The organism is Chungangia koreensis (assembly GCF_042651785.1).
In the GTDB taxonomy this organism is placed as follows: Bacteria; Bacillota; Bacilli; order Bacillales_A; family Planococcaceae; genus Chungangia; species Chungangia koreensis.
On the sequence record NZ_JBHSEC010000004.1, the window covers coordinates 1 to 20,850 of the forward strand.

The following is a 20,850-nucleotide window of genomic DNA, read 5'->3' on the forward strand; positions in this document are numbered from 1 at the left end:
AGCGTTCGTCCTGAGCCAGGATCAAACTCTCCATAAAGAGTATGAGTTAAGCTCATAAGTTTTGCTGGCATCATAATGATGTCCAAATTTGTTGTCTGTTCTGTCCGACGGAGGTCGGATCAAAACAAGTGTTTGTTAGACGTTTTGCTGTTCAGTTTTCAAGGTTCATGTTTGAGTCGCCATCGCAACAGCAACTCTTATATATTATCACTTTCCCAAAACGTTGTCAACAACTTTTTTCAATCCATGTTGTTGAAGTGATTCAGTAAGCAGCCCTCTTTAAGAGAGCTTTCTAAATATATCAGCCTAAGAAAGATAAGTCAACAGTTCTCAATAAAGTTTTTGTGACCACAATTATAATAGTTTCTTCAGAAAATTCAAGTTAAAACGCGGTTACAATTATATCAATTCTATATCAAGAAAGGACTCTTCCTTATATATAGTAGGAAGAGTCCTTCGAAGTATTATGCGATAAAAATGAAATATAGGATAAAGATGATAAATAGACCCCACATGATTGGGTGGATTTGTCTTACTTTCCCTGTCAAAGTCATTGTAATTGGATAGAAGATGAATCCAATTGCAATACCAGTCGCGATACTATACGACAATGGCATAGTGATGATTGTCAAGAAAGCTGGAACTGCAATTTCAAAACGCTCCCAAGGTATCCGCCCTAAAGATGAAACCATTAATGCACCTACAATAATTAATGCTGGCGCCGTTACAGCAGGAGTGATCACGTCAAGAACCGGGAAAAACACCAATGCCAGAAGGAATAATACTCCTGTTACTACAGATGCAAATCCTGTTCGTGCACCAGCTGCAACGCCTGCAGTTGATTCTACATAAGAAGTAGTTGTAGAAGTACCAAAAATCGCTCCTGTCACCGTTGCAAGTGAATCAGCTAACAAAGCTTTGCCTGCTCGAGGTAATTTATTGTCCTTTACTAAACCTGCTTGGTTGGCGACACCCATTAAGGTACCCGCTGTATCAAAGAAGTCTACAAATAAGAAAGTAAGAACAACTACAAGAAATTGAACTGTCATCATATGACCCGGATCAGAGAAAGCTTCAAAAGCTGCTCCAAAGGTAGGTGATACGTCTGGAATCGCTCCAACGATTTTGTCTGGTACATTTACTAATTTGAAAATCATACCGACAATGGCAGTGACCAACATCGCGTAGAAGATACCGCCTTTAATACCACGCACCATAAAGATAACCGTTAATACTAAACCGAATATAGCTAACAATGTATTAGGTTGACTTAAGTCTCCTAATCCTACTAATGTTGCATCATTATTTACAATAATACCTGCATTGATTAAACCGATGAATGTAATAAACAAACCGATACCCGCTCCGACCGCATATTTTAATTCGGAAGGGATTGCATTTATCACTGTTTCTCTTAAACCTGTCAATGAAAGCACGATAAAAATAAGTCCTGAGAATAAAACACCTGTTAAGGCTGTCTGCCAAGGAATACCCATTCCTAATACGACGGAGAAAGCAAAGAATGCATTTAAGCCCATACCTGGAGCAAGTGCCACCGGATACTTCGCTATGAGTCCCATAAACAATGAACCTACCGCTGCGGCTAATGCCGTTGCAACGAATACTGCATCTTTGTCCATCGCTAATCCTTCAGGAAGACCTTCCACTCCGTCCAGAGATAATGTTAACGGATTGACAACCAGGATATACGCCATTGACAAGAATGTCGTTAACCCACCGATGATCTCTCTACGGTAATTCGTATTGAGCTCGTCAAACTGAAAATACTTTTTCACGTGTTTACTCCTCCGTTTTTTGTCGCCGGTCATATAAAAAAGACGTGCAACAATACTGTCGCACGTCTCCCGATTCCTCATGTTCAAGGTGGAAAAGCCGAAAAAGCTTTTCCAATAATCGTAGTCGAGTCATTTACGGTAACTCGGTAGAGACTTTCGGGCCATATCCCCGACATTATACGACGACTTTTTATTTGAATTACATGAGTAATATATCATTTGTCCTATAGTGAATCAATAGTTTTTCCGAACATTTTTTAGATTATATACTTTAAAGTTCGGAAAACATTTCAATCTTCAATAGGTATGTGTGAATAACTTATTTCAGATATTGATTTTTTGATAATTCTATTACAACTAATGAACTCTGGATTAAAAATCATTAAGTTATAACCGCTTGTGCTAAGGGTACTATCAAAGACAATCCCTCTAATAGGTTCCACTAAAGTTTCGTTTCTACTTTTAATAAAATCAACAATAAACTGTGTTGGTAAATAATCTAATTTACTATCCCCACTCCTCACAGGTTTAGAGATCTCATTGCTCATTTTATTAAAATTATCGATATTTATTGCAAACATAGCAGGATCCTCAAAATCAAAAACACTAATCTTCTTAAGTATTCTAAAATCGACTACTTTAGTGTTTTCAGGAACTGGAAATCTTCCGATAAAAATACAATCACTTGAACTTGGTCTAATCTCTTTAATAACAGTTTCAATATCGCTTGCTAAATACAAGTGACTAATACCTTCTGAGTTAGCTCTTCCAGCTTTGGCAAATCTTGCAGGGGGTGCTCCCATTTTAGCAAAATCCAATTCTTCTTCATTAGAAATTCTTGCTCTATAAAACAAATCGTCTTCTAAAGTTGTACTTAATCTTTCTATGTATATTGATAAAACATCCAAATTAATATGTTTTAAATGAAACCTATTTATATGTTTTAAGTAATTAACAAAGTCTTCCCAAGTATGGTTTTTCAATAATGAGTTATTATTTAAATACTCCTCATTAATAAACTCCAAAATTCCCACAGTGGAATTTAATAATGAAATCTTCTCAGAATAGTTAACTTCCAGAAGTGACTTCAGTAAAGTATATATTTTTTCAGAAGATAGCCCGTTAAAAATATTCCAATTATTTGCAAATTCATCTTTTAGCATTACTAATTTGTGTGGTGGGTAATCATTGGGCAGATCATTACTTAATTTAAATATGCTTATAACGTCATTAAACCGCGAATCTAAGCCTTGATCTCTCTGTAAATCATAGATATACACTTCTCTATTTCCACAGAAATCACAATCACCAATCTTATCAAGACTTCTAATCATACTTTTAATTTCTAAAGGCAGAAAACATTTCTCGCAACAATTCATTTTCCCACTCCTACTCTAAGAGTTTACCCATTAATTCCAAATGATGCATTATTGATAACTTTTTTAATGTCGGTAAACCTGGGTAGGTCCCTTCTTTATAGTGTTCAGAAAAAACCCTCATTGCTAAGGTATCCATTCTATCGTCGTATATGCCTTCATACCATTCAATCAACTTCCGCAATGCTTCTGAAAATTTTCCAGCTGGATCACTTATATCATCATTAGAATCTGAAACAAAATGCATAATTTCCAGTGCATCATCAGCATTAGGATAGACAATGTGTATAGCTACGGCATATGGTGCAAACCCACTCTCACTATACTCTTCCCCCACAACAGAATAGTCAGAAAATCCAATATAACCTTCTTCTGAGTAAAATAAATGTTCTTCCGAAAAGAATTCACTGACTTGTTCTAAATAATCTGCATTTCTAAGTAGCTTATTAAATTTGTCATCTAACCCTATTATATTCTGTCCACGTAATAATCTTCTAAAAGAATTTTCCGATGGTATAATATTATAGGAAGGAATGAAATCATTAAAAAACTCTTTATATTTGGAGACTAAACTACGATCACTATGTATTAAAGCAAAATCCGATAATTCGATTTCCAATTCTCTTTGTATTCTTTCAATGTGAGTAAAAGATTCTCGATTTAAATGAACTGCCGGATATATATACTCGTAGGATAAAATTTCTTTAAACTGTTGCTTAATACTTTCAAATTCAAGTTCACCCGTAAAAGAACCTACCTTAGGATTGGTGATAATAATTAAATTCCTTTGTGCTTCATTAAAAATTTTTACTGTCGTAGATAGTGTAGAACTCATTTTAATCGGCTCAATTATAGGTACAATCTTATTACTTAATAACTCCTTTGACTGAAGCTCTCTTAAAGCTAATAAATCATATTGTCGTCCACGAATAAATGGATAGTACAAATTCAGCCCCCCTTTATTTAATTCTACTAGTTATTTTTACTAATTCATTGTTTCTGTAAATTCCATTATAAACCAACCATCTTATTTCAAAAGGAAGAGATTTTATTAAATCTACTTCCAAATGCGGTTGTCTTTTTCTAAGTTGATTAAAGACCAGTATTTGAGCCTCCTTTATATCAATCTTCTTAAACCATTCAAGAGATGTCTTGTAATAACAAACAGGCTTTACTTTAGGTAATTGTCTGAACTTCAATTGAAGTATTTCTTCATATTCAGGTTTTCTTAATAATTTAAATAAAAATTCATATTTCAATTTACTATCGTCTAATATTGCATGTTTCCTAATACTTAGGGTACCTCTATTGGTTAATACAATTATTCCAGCGGTTGAGTTAGCTTCTTTTAGTAATTTGTAGACAGGATAATAATTTTTTTCTGAAGTAACAACATAGATTTCACTAAATACAAAAGAATAGTCAACTATTTGATAAATTAACCTATCTAAGTTATCAAGATCCGTTTTTATCTCATAAACAATGTTTCTATTTTTACTTAGAAATACAAAATCTGCTTTGGACTTACCTATTGCAATTTCACTAAAAGCCTTTGTTGTTTTTAAACCATATCTACCTAATACAATTTTATTAAATATAGAGTTCTTATAATAATATTCATTTCTATAAGCACTACCTAAATATTTATACACTCTTTTAACTTCACCTATTATTTCATCAAATCTGACATCACTATTTTCTTCAAGTAATTGATTAATTAGTCCCTTACTAAAGAATCTGTTTAAATTTAATCTATTTTGCAATTTTTATTCACTTCCTGAAAAGCTATCAAGTATATTTAAGATGGAAACACTAATCGTAAATATCAGTTGGGTTTTATTTTACATTCTACATTATTAATCAATATCCTTCTTTCTAAAAGATTTCAAAATAGGAAAGCTCCTTCTGTAGTGCCAATAGCAGCTAAGAAGGAGCTTTTTCTTTTTGTTAAAACTTATTCCCACTCAATTGTGGAAGGCGGCTTGCTCGTTACATCATACAGCACGCGGTTGATATGAGGTACTTCATTGACTAAACGCACACTGATTTTTTCCAGCAAATCGTATGGGATGCGTGCCCAGTCGGATGTCATGCCGTCAATAGAGGTAACTGCACGAATTCCGATTGCATAATCGTACGTACGAGTATCTCCCATTACACCTACACTGCGGATGTCAGGAAGAACAGTGAAGTATTGCCAAATGTCGCGCTCTAAGCCTGCTTTCGCTACTTCTTCTCGAAGGATTGCGTCAGATTCGCGCACAATTTCCAATTTCTCTTCTGTCACTTCACCTAATACGCGGATTGCAAGTCCTGGTCCAGGGAACGGCTGACGCCATACGATTTCATCAGGAAGTCCAAGCTCTGTTCCAAGTGCACGAACCTCATCCTTAAATAATGTATTCAATGGCTCGATCAGCTTGAATTGCATGTCCTCTGGTAAACCACCAACATTATGATGGGATTTAATCGTTTGTGCCGTTGCCGTACCACTTTCGATAATATCCGTGTAAAGCGTACCTTGAGCAAGGAACTCTATGCCTTTCAACTTTGTTGCTTCATCATCGAATACATAGATGAATTCATTGCCGATAATTTTACGTTTCTTTTCAGGATCGGAAACACCTGCGAGCTTGTTCATGAAACGTTCACGAGCATCGACTTTGATCACGTTCATATGGAAGCCTTCGGAGAAGGTTTTCATGACACCTTCAGCTTCGTCTTTGCGAAGTAAGCCGTGGTCGACAAAGATACACGTCAATTGATCACCGATTGCTTTGTGGATTAAAACGGCAACTACAGAAGAGTCAACACCACCACTCAGCGCGCAAAGAACTTTTTTGTCCCCTACTTGTGCACGGATTTTTTCCATTTCCATATCAATGAAGCTTTCCATTGACCAGTCAGCAGTTGCTCCACAAATATCGATGACGAACTGCTGGAGCAATTCATTGCCATAAATGGAGTGACGAACTTCCGGGTGGAATTGGACCGCGTAGAATTTACGTTCGTCATTGGCAATTGCGGAGATTGGGCAAGATGGGCTCGTTGCAATAACGTCAAATCCTGCTGGAGCTTCGACTACCAAGTCACCGTGACTCATCCAAACGACTTGTTTTTCCGGTAAGTCACGGAACAATTCGTTTTTCATTTCGATGTTGATTTCTGCTTTACCATATTCACGGTTTTTCGCCTTTTCAACTCGGCCGCCCAATTTTTTGGACATAAGCTGCATTCCGTAGCAAATTCCTAAAACCGGAATTCCTAAGTCGAAAATCGCTGGATCAATGTCAAAGGAGTTCTGATCATATACCGAATTAGGCCCACCAGAGAAAATGATACCGACCGCATTCATCTTTTTGATATCCTCTGCAGTCAACGTATGGGGATGCAATTCACTATAGACTCCGAATTCACGAATCCGACGGGTGATCAATTGGTTATATTGACTGCCGAAGTCGAGAACGACGATTTTTTCTTGCTCTTTTAATAAAGGCGCTGCTGACAATAGTTCCACCTCTTCCTATTTGATGAAAAGCTGACCCTAATAAAAAAACGCGTCCGAAAGCATCTTTCTAACGCGTTCTGAAGCCTCTACATGAAAAAGACGAATGCAGCAAAAAAGACATGCTGCATCCGCCTTCATAGTCAAGTCGTTTAGGGTGACTTGGTAGAGACATCCGAACCGTATTATCGGACATATATGAGGGCAACCTGTTTACTATAATTTTTTCTCAATTTTACAGGTTGTCATACGTAAAATCAACTGCCGGTCCGATTGATTAAATTTTCCCAACTTTCCCTCAGCTGCTTCCACTGTTGTTCCTCTATTTTACCGCCGTAAAAGCCCTTTTCATACGCTTCAGTCAAAATCTTCATGTCTCTTGTACCAAAGTAATCATCAATATGTTTAGCATATAAGGAGAGAGTCTGGCCTTGTTCCCGTTTCAAGCCATATAGTTCTAATTGTTTTAGTAGACGCATATAGCTCGATTCGAATGTCCGCCAATTCCCTTTCCTCATTCTACTTGCAGGTATGAGCACTTTCGGAAGCCACTTTGAACGGATTCGATACATGACAACTACAAAAACTGCACCGAGGACGGACCAGAAGAGGATTCTCCCCTTATTGTCCTCAATATTCCCCATCGTATCCCCAAACCAGTCTTTGAAGCTAAACCCTGCTACTGCCTGATTTTTTTCTTTCATTTCCTCAGGCTGAGGCTTTTCTTTCTGTTCCTGTGGTGTCGGCTCTGTTGAACCTTCTTGGTCGATGTCTAAGTCAAAGTTAATATTGGAGGCGCCACTAAAACCGATTGTCGGTTCGAATGGCATCCAACCGATTCCAGGGAAATAAGCTTCGACCCATGAATGCGCATTATTATTCGTCACTTCAAAGATTCGCTGCCCATTCTTTGTTCCGATTTCTTCACCTTCTGCAAAACCTTTAACCCAGCGTGCAGGAATTCTGATCGACCGCAGCATAACAACCATCGAAGTGGAGAAGTTGTCACAATAACCGCGTTGTGTCTCAAATAGGAACTGATCAACGTAATCCTGGCCTTCTTGAGGGACAGGAATATTCCTCTGATCATAAGTGAATCGGTTCATGGAGAAGTATCGTTCAATTTCCCTTGCCTTTTCGTAAAGTGAAGATTTATTCGCAGTTACTTCAACTGCCAAGTCTTTAACACGTTGAGGGAGTTCCTCAGGTAATTGTAGAAAACGGTCCATATCACTTGGTAACTCGGTTAAATCTTCTTCAGTAGTCGCTCGTAAAGCCTTCAAACTGAAAGAAGGTTCACTGTATACTACGGCATAGTCCTTTAAGTCAACCTCTTGCCCTTGCTCGTACGTTTTCAGTTTTTGTGTCGCCTGTTCATAATTCAATGTGACGGCACCATCACCTTCCACCTGAATCATGCCATATGGCTGCATGACAAACGGATACGTTAGTTCCATGTCAATCTTAGCAACATCCGCTTTTTCATCCGGCCCCGGAGCAAGCCCAGTTCGGATCTGATCCCCAAATCCGTGGATATCGACTTCTTCTATAGCAGAGGATTGTTCCCAGCCTCTTGAAGTATACGTGTCTTTCGTTTCAATCTTCCAGTACTGCCCACTGTTCGCTGCAGCCGTGAACACGACGGAATCATCGCCGACGAAAGAGCCCCCAAGACGCGAATCATCCTCATCATAACCAATTTTCCCTACACCGCCTCCTATTCCACCTGAACCTGCTCCTTCAGCAAAGGAACGGATATGCGGAATCGGATCTGGCCAAACGGGATCAGCCTTTGGAAGAAAGTATGCAAAAACACCTGAGAACCCAACAAAAAATGCTAATGGTACGAACACCCAAGTCATTTTTGGTTTCGGCATATCCAACTGATGTTGTTGAACCAATTTGGTCACTTTCAAGAAACCGGTCAATAACAATCCAATTAGCATGACACGTAAAATAGCGCTATTGCCCTCATATGGACTGAAAGTATCTAACACCGCAATGAAAATGACAGTTAAGAAGTAGAATAAAAAGATGGAATGCCTTACGACGATCCAGTGGTTGATCAAGTACACCGTCATCCACAGTAAGACAAAAAACAGAACGGTTCTGAACGGATCCGTAATGGCCCCAAAATTTCCGGTGAAAATGGCAGCCGTATTCGTTATTGCTTGGTCAAGCAAAAATGAAATACCGTCTTGCCGATCGCTTTTATACACGTATGTGAGTGTCCAACCAATATAGATCAGTTTAACTGGCCCAGTAATCCACCATTTAAGCGGAAACAGTCCGAGTACGAGACAAAGCGCTATGAAGAATAAGAATAGCTTCAAATAATTAGTATCCGTCAGTTCCATAACAGGCAATAGCCACTCACGAAGCAGAAAGAATACTAAGACAAAAAGCGTAAAAAGCAATAATCGATTTTCTGTCCAATACTTCATGAGCGGTTCACCTCTGAAAAAGCATTCTTGAATTGTTCCGGTGTCAAAACTCGTACGGCCATTCCTCTTGCACGGGCTGCCTGGTGGAGCGCCTGGTCTTGCCTTGTCATTTTGGACCCGCGTTTATTGACAACAAAAATCACACAGCCCTTTAGATTCTTCGCATTTCGTGAAAGTGTATCGATCCAGTTCATCGTCAATTTTCCGGTCACGAATAGGATGGAAGCTGCACCGGCCAACGCCTGATCACCCGCAAAAACCGCCTCAACCGGCTGCTGTAAGTCGTCCTCTACTTTTGCCAAGTGGTAATGAGCACGTTGTAAATGCTCTTCACTTTGAATGGCAGGGAAATACTCACGTTTTGCTCCGATAGACAAAAAGCCGAGGGTAGCTTGTTTCCGTAAAGCAGCCTTCAAAATGGATGCCGTCAACGTGACAACCTCCTCAAAAAGGTCAGAGGGGGTACGGTCAATCACGACGAATAAATCTTGGGATTGCCGATCCTCAAATTCCTTCGTCCGAAGAGATTGAGTGCGGGCAAACGATTTCCAATGAATCCATGAAACTCGGTCACCCGGCTGATAGTCTCGAGTTCCAGTAACCATTGTTGTATCCTTCACAATAGTAAATGGGGAAGCCGCTGCCCCTTGGTCATAGCGCGTTTCAATCGGTACATAAACCATGTCCGTAATATTCGGGTAAACGATGACACGTTGAGGAAGTGGAACGAACGTCTTTTTCTTAACCCATCCAAACAAGTCACTGCATTCTATTTCAATTCCTGAAAGCAGATGCTCTCCCCGCCGCATTTCATGGATTTCATAAGACCACTCAAACTTTTTCTTAAAACCGAGTAGTTCAAAGCTTTTCATCTGGTCCTTCTTCTCCTTCAGGACAGGACTATCCGTGTTGTCGGACATTACCAGATAAAATAGCGGAAAAGAGGAGTTCCGTTCCAAGCTGACGGTGGCAGAAAGTTTCCCGCCGTTGCCAATTCGCACATTTTTGATGGATCGCTGCACCTCCATCTTCGATAGCGGATAAAAGTAGAAAAACATCGAGTAAAGGGTGAACGGCAAGATTGAATAAAAGATGAACCAGCTCACAAAACCACCTTGGAAGAGTGCAAATACCAAGGAAAATATCAAAAGGAAGAGAACAAATAATAACTTCTTCCCCTCATTCCAGATTGCTAATACTCGTTTCATTGTTTCACTAACCTTTTAATCGGCACATTTGTTTTAGCCAAGATCCGTTCAACGATCTCTTCAGCTGTAATACCTTCGTACTTCGCTTCAGATCGTAAAATCATACGGTGGCTGAACACGAATGGCGCCAAGTATTGGACGTCATCAGGTGTTACATAATCTCTTCCTTTCAGGAATGCATGCGCTTGGGAGGCTCTCATTAGAGCAATCGAACCACGTGGGCTTGCCCCTAAATAGACATAAGGATCTTTTCTCGTTCTCGACGCTAAGTCTACGATATAGCTCTTGATCGTTTCATCGACCGTGACCTCTTTTACGGATTGTTGAAGCTGAATCAGTTCTTCCAATGTTATAACGGCACTCAATGTTTCAATTGGTGCTGACTTTTCAGCACGCCGCAACACTTCGATTTCTTCAACATGTGAAGGGTAACCCATTTTTATTTTCATCAAGAAACGGTCTAATTGTGCTTCCGGCAGTGGATAAGTACCTTCATATTCAATCGGGTTTTGAGTAGCCATGACGAAGAATGGTTTCTGGATGTTCAACGTCTTCCCATCAATCGTGACAGAAGATTCTTCCATCCCTTCAAGTAGAGCAGATTGAGTCTTAGGTGAAGTTCGGTTAATCTCATCTGCCAAGACGATGTTTGCCATGATCGGTCCTGGACGGTATTCAAATTCGAGTTCACGAGGATTGTAAATGGAAACCCCAATTACATCGGATGGCAGTAGGTCAGGCGTGAATTGGATCCGTTTGAATTGGGCTCCTACAGATTTGGCAAGAGCACGGACCATCATCGTTTTCCCCACTCCTGGGACGTCTTCCAAAAGCACATGCCCCTGTGCCAATAAGGAGATGACACTCAATTCGGCGATATTGCGCTTGCCGATCATTACCTTTTCAATATTGTCTACAATCGCTTTTACTTTTTCCTGTTGCAGCATCCTAAAATTCCCCCAATATATAAATAGAGTTCCAAACTATTAGAAAATTAGAAAAAGACTACCATAAGTGTAGCAGATAAGAATAGGTCCTCACAACTAGACGAAACTGCAGAAAAGTTAAAGTTGTCAGCTCTTCTTTACTAAGAATCATACAAATAAAAAAACAGAAACATCCTCATTCAAAAAGGATGCTTCTGTTTAGACGGATAATATCCATTGAAAGTTTCAAATTCATTTCCAAAAATCATCGAAAATGGTAATTGGCATATGACGCTTATGCTGTGATCTTAAATAGTAGCCTTCCAATTTCTCACGGGCATCGGACGGAATCTCTTTCCCTTCCAAATATTCATCGATATGATCATAAGTCAAACCAAGAGCGACCTCGTCAGGAATGGCTGGACGGTCTTCTTCCAAATCCGCTGTCGGCACTTTCGTGTAAAGATGTTCAGGACAACCTAACTCTTTCAATAGTTGTTTCCCCTGACGCTTATTCAAACGGAAAATCGGCATTAAATCCGCTCCGCCATCTCCGTATTTCGTATAGAATCCTGTGATCGCCTCGGCTCCATGATCGGTTCCAAGAACGACACTGTTGTGCATACTCGCTATAGAGTATTGGACTTTCATACGTTCCCTTGCTTTTTCGTTCCCTTTTGCAAAGTCCGTCAACTTCACGCCTGCTTCTTCAAGCGCACGGGCACTTGCGTCGACCGCTTCTTTTATGTTCACGCGGTATGTGATCGAAGGATGAATGAACTCTAACGCGTCCTGGGTGTCGTCCTCGTCGAACTGAATGCCGTAAGGAAGTCGGACTGCGATGAATTTATAGCGGTCAGAACCCGTTTCGTCATTCAATTCATCCACCGCCAACTGGGCAAGCTTTCCGACTAAGGTCGAGTCTTGTCCACCTGATATCCCCAATACAAATCCTTCAAGAAAGGAATGTTTCTGGGCATATTCCTTCAGAAAATCGATTGACTTCCGAATTTCTTCCCTTGGATCGATGGTCGGCTTGACTTTCAATTCCTCAATAATTTGCTGTTGTAACGATTGCACTTCGGATCCCTACCTTTGCAAAAAATTTTCTACCATCTCACGGACTTCCTGGATTTTCCTCATCTTGTTGTCCCAACACTTCTGACTTAAGTCAACAGGATATTCCTCCGGATTCAATGAACGTTTATATTCATCCCATAGGAGATTTAAGTTGTTATTTGCATATTCTTGAATCTCCATGACGCTTGGGGATGTATAAGTAATTTCCCCTTTAGCGACAACCTGTGTCAATAATGGCACTGCATCGAAATTCGTTACGAATTTAGAGATGAATGTATGGACAGGGTGGAACATCTTAATACGTTCTTCCATCTGTGGATCTTCATCACTCATTGTAATGTAGTCCCCTTGAGACTTACCCGTAGCCCGGTCGATAATCCGGTATACATCCTTTTTGCCGGGAGTCGTCACCTTTTCCGCATTTCCGGAAATCTTGATGGTATCCTCCATTTCTCCGTTTTCATTTTCAAATGAAACCAGTTTATATACGGCTCCTAATGCGGGTTGGTCATAGGCCGTGATCAGTTTCGTGCCAATGCCCCACACATCAACCTTTGCGCCTTGTGCTTTTAAGTTGAGGATTGTATATTCATCCAAGTCATTCGAAACAAAAACTTTGGCATCATAGAACCCGGCTTCGTCGAGCATTTTCCGTGTTTCCTTGGATAGAAATGTGATATCCCCGCTGTCAATCCGGACACCAATGAAGTTAATGGAGTCACCTAATTCCTTTGCCACCTTAATAGCGGTAGGAACACCTATCTTCAATGTATTGTACGTGTCCACAAGGAATACACAGTTTTTATGTTGTCTTGCATACGCATGGAATGCTTCATATTCCGTGTCAAACGCCTCAACCATCGAGTGTGCATGTGTACCCGAAACTGGGATATCGAATAACTTTCCGGCACGTACATTACTCGTCGATTGCAGTCCGCCGATAATTGCAGAACGAGCACCCCAAATAGCCGCGTCCATCTCATGCGCCCGCCGGCTCCCGAACTCAGCAACGTTATCATCTTTCACGACCTGTTTTATACGACTGGATTTCGTTGCAATCAGCGTTTGGTAGTTCACGATATTCAGCAAAGCTGTTTCAACGAGCTGTGCTTCGACGATTGGTGCTTCAACACGAACAAGAGGCTCATTGCCAAATACTAATTCCCCTTCCCGCATCGAATAGACATCTCCAGTAAAACGGAGATTTCGGAGAAACTCGATATAATCTTCATTATAATTAAGCTCATTTTGTAAATAGCTTAAGTCCGATTCACTCAATTTAAAGTCCTTCAAGTATTGAAGCATCCGCTCCAAACCGGCAAATATTGCATAGCCATTCCCGAACGGAAGTTTTCGGAAATACAATTCAAAGATTGCTTTCCTCTCATGGAGACCTTCTGCCCAGTATGTCTGTGCCATATTAATTTGATAAAGATCGGTGTGTAATGCCAAACTATCGTCCTCATAGATGCGAGTCATCAAAGAAACCTCTTTTCACATAGCAATATTAGTTAGAGTATACACCAATTCGACAAAAGCCGAGAACTTCTACCTATCGTTACTATTCCTGTTAGAGAAGGAACCAAACCATCTTCCTATAAGAAAAAGAAATCCACTTCCCGTGAATTTCTTTTTCTTGAACCTATCCTTACTCGTATTCCTTCTCGAAATCTGTAGTGCTTCTAACTGTATCAATTGGACGCACCATGCCTTCGATTTCCTCACGCTTCGATTCCAAGAACGGTGGTAAAGATAATTTCTCACCAAGTGTTTCGTACGGTTCGTCTCCCATGAAACCTGGTCCGTCTGTCGCAAATTCGAATAAGATACCAGGTGCAACTCGTGCATAAAGGGAGCCGAAGAAGAAACGATCAACAAAACCTGATGTCTGGAATCCGAATTGTGCCATACGGTTAATCCAATAATCGAGAGCAGCCCGATCCTCAACACGGAAAGCGGCATGGTGAACTGTGCCGAATCCTTGGCGGCCGGCAGGAAGCACTACATTTTTCTCAACAATTACACGTGCACCGTTTCCACCTTCGCCTACCTCAAATAAATGAAGGGATCCTTCGCTGGCAATCTCTTTATACTCCATCACTTTTTCCAATACTTCTTTAAAGTAATCAAACTGGGCAATCCGGACATGAATCGGCCCAAGTCCTGTAATGGCATATTCCAATGGAATCGGTCCTTTTTGCCAAGGGATTCCCGGAGCTACGCCATCCAAATTTTCATCAGAGAATAACTGATACTGCTGATCGTCAAAGTCAACAAACGATAGCGTCTTGACACCAAACTGTTCCTGAATGCCCGTGTGTTTCACTTCAAGGCGATCAAACCGTTTCACCCAATAGTTTAATGCCTCGTCACTTGGTACACGGAAACCGGTTTTGAAGATTTCATTTGTACCATGACTTCCTTTCGGGATTCCTCGGAAATCGAAAAAGGTCATGTCTGTGCCTGCATTGCCTTGATCGTCCGCAAAAAATAAGTGATACGTTTGGATATCATCCTGATTGACCGTCTTTTTGACAAGACGCATCCCTAATACATATGTGAAAAATTTATAATTCTCTTCAGCACTACTCGTAATCGCTGTTACATGGTGCATTCCTTTTAATCCGTTCATGTGAACGACCTCCTGTCTCTTCCTTCAATTATTCCCATTTCCCGTCTGATAATATATTATCTCGAATTCAAGATAATTGTATCACGTGTATTTTTAAAATGCAAATAGGCAATAGGCAAATACAGAAAAACAGTGCCGGATTATATAATCGCAGCACTGCTTTCAGTTAAATATTCTTCTATTGTTGTATAAACTTGCCCAAGATCCATTTCCAATGAAATCGCCATTTCAGTAAACAGTATACTTTCGATTTGGGTCAACATCTTTCGATCGTACTCACTCTGCTTCTTATTAATGGCTTGAAGTTCTAATTTCTTTCGTATTAAAGTGTTGCCGACTTTCGCAATTTCTTTGCGGTCGCCACTATTAATGATTTGAATATAAGCATGTTGCCTCGCGGTCACTTTCTCAATCCATTCAGCACCAGGCCCTGCAAATGATTCCAAGATCACCTGAGCTTCTTTCTTGCTCATCATCTCGTACATCTTTAGTTTTTCGGAGCCGACCGGGGCATTAATCGTAAGTGTCGGGTTCTGCATAGGGTGTAGGACATAGTAATTCTTTGTTTCACCATTAAAGTCCTTTTCACAAATATCTTCAATTTTACAAATGCCAAGTGACGAGTAAATAGTTAGATCTCCAATATTGAACATTTACACTATCTCCCATCTGTATTTTGTCAACTTAGTTTACAATTTAATCATACACCCATTCTTGCTAATTGTCAACTTAGTTGACATCATTCCCGTTTCTATAGTATATTTCTCTCAAAAATATACGGGGTGACTAAAAATGATGTCTGACTTATTCCACTTGGACGTCATTGACCTGATTAGTGAGCGGCATTTAATGCTCCGGGGGAAAATCGAAGAATACTGGAACGACAATAGCGAGCTACGTGTTTCAAATTCGGAATGGTTCATATTAGCAAAGGTCTATAAAAAAAGCCCTACCATTGCATCGATCTCCAAGAGTGTAGACATTACGCGTCAAGCGACTCATAAATTGGTCAAAGGCTTAGAATCAAAAGGGTTAGTTGAAGTACAACAGGCTGAGGGAAACAAAAAGGAGAAAACTTTAAGCCTCACCGAACTCGGTATCGAGAACTATGAGCGCTATCTTTCCATTAAAGAAAATCTTATGAACCAAATTATAGCGACCATCGGAGAAGAAAAGTTTACAATTCTTAAAGACATATTGGCTTCGGATTGGAAAATTGAATAAGTAAAAAGGCATTGAGAATTGCTGTTCTCAATGCCTTTTGCTTTCAAATAAGAACGCAGCTGTCCAACCAGCATCCACTACAACAAGATCCCGTTTACAAAACTGGACTTAAACAAACGCTATGTTTAAAGGAAATGGTTGATTACGTAAACCCTTTTACACTACTGGATATCTATCTATTTCATTATTCACAGAAAATTCATTTAATTTTGAGGAGAAAATGGATATTCTTGGTATAATATTGTAAAGGGGAGTTGGAACAAATGAAATGTTGTTTAAATTTAGTTTTAGGAACAGGACTATTATTATTGTTAGCAGGTTGTTCTTCTAATATTGGAGATGCTGCGGAAAAGAAAGTTATTACTGACAAATACACGAAAGAAACTATTGAGTACGTTGAAGCGGGCGACAACACTTTTGTCATAGAGTATCATATCGATAATATGGATAGGGGTTACCATAATTTTGTCTCATATGACGGAAAATCAAAAACAGTATTGGAAAAGACCAATGAAGTTCAACGGGGGGATATCGTCTATTTTAAATACCCTGAAGATGATGGGCTGTCCAACTACAACCCTGATTATTACCTGGCAAGAGTTGTTGGATTACCAGGTGAAACAGTTGAACTAAGAGATGGACATATTTATATTGATGAACAAAAACTTGATACGTTTTATGGTTATACCCAAGCCTTAGGTAGGAATATGGATGAATGGTTTGAGCTCGACAAAAATAGTGATGCATTTGAATCTTTCGCAACGGAAAAGGATTTTAAAATTAACACTGAGCCAATTACTGTTCCAAAAACCTCTGTATTTGTTGTAAGTGATTACTGGATGAGAGGAACAAGCAGCATTGACTTCGGACCCATAGAGGTTTCTAAAATCGAAGGGAAGGTTTTGGGTTATTTGAAGGAGAATTAATACTAACAAAGCGTTAGCAGAAACTTATGTTAATTAAAAGGGATGAGTACTTGTTGAAGTGGAAGAAGAGATGGGCTGCGATTGGTTTGATTGGGGTACTTCTCATAGTATTAATTGCTAACATAGATACCTCAAAAGAGACAGTTATTTACCACGTTCCTGAAGGATTTAAAGGTTGTATGACAATCTATTTTAGTCAAAAAGGATATGAACCCTTAGACATGAAGGATAATGAAATAATAATAGATATACCTAAAGATGGGAAGGTAATAACTTCTACCTCTCAGGAAGATTTCAATAAAATTGGATGGCATAAAACAGAGGCGTATTACTTGAATAATTCAGGGGAAAGAATAATGGAAATTCCTAAATCAATGTATCAAAACGGATTGGATTCAATAACGAATAGCGACCCTAAGTCAGCAAGATTCACTATATCGTTTGATGGTAGGTCGGATTATTGTTATTAAGTCTTAGAAAAGCCTACTAAAATTCGCTACCTTCTTCAAGAATAGAGGCATTAGTAAAAAAACGAATAATAAAATACATGAGCTTGGAGGTAATTCTCCAGCTCATTTTTTATGTGCATTAGTACATAAAACAACATGGGTATTCTTCACATTTAGAATGCCAAGTTCCTCAACCTTAACTTATCTGCTGTTTCCCAAGTTCCATGATCACTCGCCAGAATAAGCATCTGCTTTTTCTTGCTCAACTCACTTTCCATTTTCCTTTTGTCGAGAAATTGAAACCATCCTAAATAAAGTTGTAAATACTTCGTAGAAACACCATTAACATATGCCATCATCGGACTCATTGTGGAATGGATGAAACGGACTTCGAATATACAGTTGACTATATGAATGAGCAGCTCGTTCAAATTTTAAATTTGAAGCATGATTGAGCTTTTGTTAGATGTCGGAAAATAACGGGAAAGCACAGTAATAGGAAAAGAGGTGTATTATGGATAAACTATTTTTCGCTTTATTCACCATTGTGTATATAGGGTTACTCGTGTGGGGATTAAAAGGGATCAGTACCAAAGCCTTCAAAAAGTGGACGAGTGTCCTCTTTGTGGTTGTTGGAGCGCTGATCTATGATAACTTCATATTGGCAATCGGTGATTGGATTGGTGAAGGAGAATTACTTAAGAACTTGAATGCAGCCAGGTTTTGGTTTCATGCTTTTATTACCCCTCTATTAGTAATCTTTTCAATAGGAACACTTCGGGAAAGCGGTGTTGCTTGGGTGAAGAAGTGTTGGGTAACGATCATTGCTTTGCTCTATATGATTGCCGCAATTGTCATGGAAGTCATTTCCGTTACTGCAGATCTTCAGCTTAAAGTGGACAAAGCTTATGGTGTGGTCAGTTATTCATCTGCAGAAGGACCGAACGGACCACCCATCATGATTCTCATGATTACACTTGCAATGCTCGTTGTGAGTGCCATCCTATGGAAGAAAACAGGCTGGTACGTATTTTTCATCGGTGTCGTGATTATGACGATTGGCAGTGCCGTGCCATTAGAGATTGAAAGTAATGCTATTACCAATCTTTTCGAACTCATCTTGTTGACATCATTAATGTGGACAAAACGGAAACTCTTAAAGGACGAGTTAACAGTTAACTAAAATGTTGGACTGATTTGAAGTAGCCTTTTAATGAAGGAACTAAATATGTTATAATGATTGATGTCCTATTTAGGTCATCTCCTCTTAGCTCAGCAGGATAGAGCAACAGTTTCCTAAACTGTAGGTCACAGGTTCAAATCCTGTAGAGGAGGTAATGAAAAAGGCTTTCCGATGGTGTATCGGAAAGCCTTTTTATTATTCCGCTCCGGCTTCTTCAAAGGCAGCGGATACTTTATCGAATTCAGCATCGGTTTCAATGAAGGTCAAATCTCCTTCTTCCTCAATCCGGAAGAAATAAATATCAATATCCTCTTCGGAATCCATTTCCAGTTCTTCAACAAAGGCTGCTGCTACATAATCATTTCCCTCTACAGGCAGCAAACCTAATACTTCCATCTGTTGATCTTGATCGTCTTCATCTACTATTGTGAATAAGTTTCCGACTTCGATTTTACCTAAATTCTCTTCCATGTGGATTCCTCCAATCGTAATTTCCTCACGATTAAGTTACCCTATTTTTCAGATCACACTCATAACTTGAGGAATTTAATATGACGAACTTCCTTGAAAACATAGTGAAAGTTATCATTGTTACTGTGTTTCATTTTTTCAAAATGAACTAAGTTTTATAGGATTTTTTATTACTCAAATTCAATTTAAATTTATATGGGAGCGAAAAAGATCCATCAAAGAAGTGGTTATGTTCAATTCACTATAGAATTATGCCCCGCCTGCGGCGGCACCACTAGCTGCGGGAGCTGCTCCAGCCGCCTGTCTCTGACCTAATTCCTGGTCAATCAGCAAAATAGCAGAAGGATTATTCTGAGCTAACGTAAGTCTTGAAACAATTGTTTGAGATTGAGCCTCTTCGTTAATCTGTTCTCTTAAGAAGTCTTGAATAATGACCGCAGCTTGAGGATCTGCTTGATTTGCATAGTTGAACGCTTGTCGATAAGCGTTTGTTACATATTTTTCATGTTCGAGAACCTTTTGGAACAATTCAAGTGGTGAACCAAAATCAGTTGGAAATGCGGGTACGCTAGTTAGATTGACGGTTGCGTCTTTATCAACCATATAGTTGATCAGTGTCAACATATGCGTCCGCTCTTCCTCTGATTGTAATCTTAGCCATTTCGCCATTCCCGTATAATTTAATCTTCCCATTTGAGCGGACATTGCCAAATATAAGGCAGATGAGTAATTTTCAATTTGTATCAGATTATTGATTAATCTCTGTAATTCTTCGTTCAATTTTTCCTCTCCTTCAAATTCACATACTGTAAGTTATGACATTTACCTATAGATGGTTACTGGTTACTTGTCACGATTGATCATCATAACAAAGAAAAAATAAGGAACGGTATAAAGACTAACCGCTCCTACATGTGATGTTACATCTTTTTACTTTCTTGAAGAATCTTTGATACTCCCGTACGCTCCCAATCCTCAACAGTTTGATAAGCTTTTTCTGGTGAATACCCCTTACCTACAAGCAGTCCCATTAAGATGAATTCCTGAAGAATATGCGTGGCATTAATCCCTCTTTCCACGTCTTCCAATCCTTCCTTCACTAAAAACTCTGTGTATTGAATCCATTCATCTGGTGTCTTCCCATCAACACGTACCGCTTGGTCATGTCCACTCATCTCTTCTCTTGCCATGGCAGCGGCTCTTGTCACATCAATGGTTCCTGGCGGATGATTAGGCGGTGCATAGATTGAGTAAAGCTTTAACGGAATTGGCCCGGTGTTGATGACATTATGCCAAGTGCCTGCCGGAATCATAATCGCAGAATCGTCCATGACATTTCGTTGATATGTCAAGTTCTCCTTGGTCTTGCCCATTTGAACAACGCCTTGCCCTTGTTCAATACGCAAAAATTGGTCCACTTCCGGATGTATTTCTAAACCGATGTCCTCACCCACATTAATACTCATTAAAGTAACTTGCAGGTGTTTGCCCGTCCATAGTGCCGTTCGATAGTTAGTGTTGCGCTTTGACGCTTCATTAATATTAATGGTAAAAGGATTTGGACCATACTCCTTTAATGGAATCCCTTGGTTTCTACCCATCTGTGGCATTGGATCAGTTACAGCCAATC

At 39.5% G+C, this 20,850-nt stretch carries 18 protein-coding genes, 1 tRNA gene, 2 pseudogenes and 2 riboswitches; of the genes and pseudogenes, 5 read left to right on the forward strand and 16 right to left on the reverse strand.

All coding sequences use genetic code 11. The annotated features are described in order from the left end of the window. Window positions 1-464 precede the first annotated feature (464 nt). From ACFOZY_RS04125 to ACFOZY_RS04180, 12 genes are all read right to left on the reverse strand, one after another. Window positions 465-1,829, reverse strand: coding sequence for an NCS2 family permease (locus ACFOZY_RS04125; RefSeq protein ID WP_378152665.1), 1,365 nt, complete (start codon window positions 1,827-1,829; stop codon window positions 465-467). Window positions 1,830-1,897: 68 nt separating this feature from the next. Beyond that, window positions 1,898-1,999, reverse strand: a riboswitch (purine riboswitch). Between the two features lie 87 nt (window positions 2,000-2,086). Further along, entirely contained in the window at window positions 2,087-3,130 is a 1,044-nt protein-coding gene (locus ACFOZY_RS04130; RefSeq protein ID WP_378152579.1) for an RES family NAD+ phosphorylase, read from the reverse strand. 55 nt (window positions 3,131-3,185) lie between these two features. Beyond that, window positions 3,186-4,118, reverse strand: a complete 933-nt coding sequence (locus tag ACFOZY_RS04135; RefSeq protein WP_378152580.1) for a sce7725 family protein — start codon at window positions 4,116-4,118, stop codon at window positions 3,186-3,188. Between the two features lie 13 nt (window positions 4,119-4,131). Beyond that, on the reverse strand, window positions 4,132-4,935 hold the full coding sequence (locus ACFOZY_RS04140; protein WP_378152582.1) for a sce7726 family protein: 804 nt from the start codon (window positions 4,933-4,935) through the stop codon (window positions 4,132-4,134). A gap of 191 nt (window positions 4,936-5,126) precedes the next feature. Beyond that, window positions 5,127-6,680, reverse strand: a complete 1,554-nt coding sequence (guaA, locus tag ACFOZY_RS04145) for a glutamine-hydrolyzing GMP synthase (protein ID WP_378152585.1) — start codon at window positions 6,678-6,680, stop codon at window positions 5,127-5,129. Window positions 6,681-6,797: 117 nt separating this feature from the next. After that, a riboswitch (purine riboswitch) is annotated at window positions 6,798-6,899 on the reverse strand. A 35-nt stretch (window positions 6,900-6,934) separates the two neighbouring features. Beyond that, window positions 6,935-9,121 carry a DUF4129 domain-containing transglutaminase family protein gene (locus ACFOZY_RS04150; protein ID WP_378152588.1) on the reverse strand — a complete coding sequence of 729 codons (2,187 nt, stop codon included), beginning with the start codon at window positions 9,119-9,121 and terminating at the stop codon, window positions 6,935-6,937. Beyond that, window positions 9,118-10,329, reverse strand: a complete 1,212-nt coding sequence (locus ACFOZY_RS04155) for a DUF58 domain-containing protein (protein ID WP_378152590.1) — start codon at window positions 10,327-10,329, stop codon at window positions 9,118-9,120. The genes ACFOZY_RS04150 and ACFOZY_RS04155 overlap by 4 nt, the downstream gene beginning before the upstream one ends. After that, window positions 10,326-11,276, reverse strand: coding sequence for an AAA family ATPase (locus ACFOZY_RS04160; RefSeq protein WP_378152593.1), 951 nt, complete (start codon window positions 11,274-11,276; stop codon window positions 10,326-10,328). Before ACFOZY_RS04160 ends, ACFOZY_RS04155 begins: the two co-directional genes overlap by 4 nt. A 231-nt stretch (window positions 11,277-11,507) precedes the next feature. After that, window positions 11,508-12,335 carry an ammonia-dependent NAD(+) synthetase gene (gene nadE, locus ACFOZY_RS04165; protein ID WP_378152597.1) on the reverse strand — a complete coding sequence of 276 codons (828 nt, stop codon included), beginning with the start codon at window positions 12,333-12,335 and terminating at the stop codon, window positions 11,508-11,510. Between the two features lie 9 nt (window positions 12,336-12,344). Continuing rightward, on the reverse strand, window positions 12,345-13,814 hold the full coding sequence (locus ACFOZY_RS04170; protein ID WP_378152599.1) for a nicotinate phosphoribosyltransferase: 1,470 nt from the start codon (window positions 13,812-13,814) through the stop codon (window positions 12,345-12,347). 169 nt (window positions 13,815-13,983) lie between these two features. Next, window positions 13,984-14,967, reverse strand: coding sequence for a ring-cleaving dioxygenase (locus ACFOZY_RS04175; RefSeq protein WP_378152601.1), 984 nt, complete (start codon window positions 14,965-14,967; stop codon window positions 13,984-13,986). A 140-nt stretch (window positions 14,968-15,107) separates the two neighbouring features. Then, the gene (locus ACFOZY_RS04180; RefSeq protein ID WP_378152603.1) at window positions 15,108-15,620 is read right to left on the reverse strand and encodes a CarD family transcriptional regulator; all 513 of its coding nucleotides are present in this window, start codon (window positions 15,618-15,620) and stop codon (window positions 15,108-15,110) included. A gap of 139 nt (window positions 15,621-15,759) precedes the next feature. Here ACFOZY_RS04180 and ACFOZY_RS04185 point away from each other — a divergent pair, with 139 nt between their 5' ends. The 3 genes from ACFOZY_RS04185 to ACFOZY_RS04195 all read left to right on the forward strand — a co-directional run bounded on the left by ACFOZY_RS04185 (window position 15,760) and on the right by ACFOZY_RS04195 (window position 17,587). Further along, entirely contained in the window at window positions 15,760-16,191 is a 432-nt protein-coding gene (locus ACFOZY_RS04185; RefSeq protein ID WP_378152605.1) for a MarR family winged helix-turn-helix transcriptional regulator, read from the forward strand. A gap of 263 nt (window positions 16,192-16,454) precedes the next feature. Beyond that, a complete protein-coding gene (lepB, locus tag ACFOZY_RS04190) occupies window positions 16,455-17,117 on the forward strand; it encodes a signal peptidase I (protein WP_378152667.1) in 663 nt (220 codons plus the stop codon). 53 nt (window positions 17,118-17,170) lie between these two features. Beyond that, window positions 17,171-17,587, forward strand: a complete 417-nt coding sequence (locus ACFOZY_RS04195; protein ID WP_378152608.1) for a DUF6843 domain-containing protein — start codon at window positions 17,171-17,173, stop codon at window positions 17,585-17,587. A 152-nt stretch (window positions 17,588-17,739) separates the two neighbouring features. Here ACFOZY_RS04195 and ACFOZY_RS04200 read toward each other — a convergent pair. After that, a pseudogene (locus tag ACFOZY_RS04200) lies at window positions 17,740-17,913 on the reverse strand (IS1595-like element ISSpps1 family transposase); the annotation flags it as partial. Window positions 17,914-18,080: 167 nt separating this feature from the next. On the opposite strand from ACFOZY_RS04200, the gene ACFOZY_RS04205 reads away from it, so the two are divergent. Together ACFOZY_RS04205 and ACFOZY_RS04210 are read left to right on the forward strand one after the other, a co-directional pair. Beyond that, entirely contained in the window at window positions 18,081-18,749 is a 669-nt protein-coding gene (locus ACFOZY_RS04205) for a hypothetical protein (RefSeq protein WP_378152610.1), read from the forward strand. Window positions 18,750-18,827: 78 nt separating this feature from the next. Further along, window positions 18,828-18,901, forward strand: a tRNA-Arg gene (locus ACFOZY_RS04210). Window positions 18,902-18,944: 43 nt separating this feature from the next. Here the strand turns inward: ACFOZY_RS04210 and ACFOZY_RS04215 are convergent. From ACFOZY_RS04215 to ACFOZY_RS04225, 3 genes and pseudogenes are all read right to left on the reverse strand, one after another. Next, window positions 18,945-19,220 (reverse strand): DUF1292 domain-containing protein, encoded by a 276-nt coding sequence (locus ACFOZY_RS04215; protein WP_378152612.1) that lies wholly within the window; start codon window positions 19,218-19,220, stop codon window positions 18,945-18,947. Window positions 19,221-19,469: 249 nt separating this feature from the next. After that, entirely contained in the window at window positions 19,470-20,000 is a 531-nt protein-coding gene (locus ACFOZY_RS04220; RefSeq protein ID WP_378152614.1) for a ferritin, read from the reverse strand. Window positions 20,001-20,410: 410 nt separating this feature from the next. Next, window positions 20,411-20,821: pseudogene (locus ACFOZY_RS04225) on the reverse strand (cupin domain-containing protein); the annotation flags it as partial. Window positions 20,822-20,850 lie beyond the last annotated feature (29 nt).

Coding starts and splice junctions, on each gene's coding strand:
- ACFOZY_RS04125 (WP_378152665.1), bottom strand. CDS start 1,829: ATGACCGGCGACAAAAAACGGAGGAGTAAACACGTGAAAAAGTATTTT.
- ACFOZY_RS04130 (WP_378152579.1), bottom strand. CDS start 3,130: ATGATTAGAAGTCTTGATAAGATTGGTGATTGTGATTTCTGTGGAAAT.
- ACFOZY_RS04150 (WP_378152588.1), bottom strand. CDS start 9,121: ATGAAGTATTGGACAGAAAATCGATTATTGCTTTTTACGCTTTTTGTC.
- ACFOZY_RS04155 (WP_378152590.1), bottom strand. CDS start 10,329: ATGAAACGAGTATTAGCAATCTGGAATGAGGGGAAGAAGTTATTATTT.
- ACFOZY_RS04160 (WP_378152593.1), bottom strand. CDS start 11,276: ATGCTGCAACAGGAAAAAGTAAAAGCGATTGTAGACAATATTGAAAAG.
- ACFOZY_RS04170 (WP_378152599.1), bottom strand. CDS start 13,814: ATGACTCGCATCTATGAGGACGATAGTTTGGCATTACACACCGATCTT.
- ACFOZY_RS04175 (WP_378152601.1), bottom strand. CDS start 14,967: ATGAACGGATTAAAAGGAATGCACCATGTAACAGCGATTACGAGTAGT.
- ACFOZY_RS04180 (WP_378152603.1), bottom strand. CDS start 15,620: ATGTTCAATATTGGAGATCTAACTATTTACTCGTCACTTGGCATTTGT.
- ACFOZY_RS04185 (WP_378152605.1), top strand. CDS start 15,760: ATGATGTCTGACTTATTCCACTTGGACGTCATTGACCTGATTAGTGAG.
- lepB (WP_378152667.1), top strand. CDS start 16,455: ATGAAATGTTGTTTAAATTTAGTTTTAGGAACAGGACTATTATTATTG.
- ACFOZY_RS04205 (WP_378152610.1), top strand. CDS start 18,081: ATGGATAAACTATTTTTCGCTTTATTCACCATTGTGTATATAGGGTTA.
- ACFOZY_RS04215 (WP_378152612.1), bottom strand. CDS start 19,220: ATGGAAGAGAATTTAGGTAAAATCGAAGTCGGAAACTTATTCACAATA.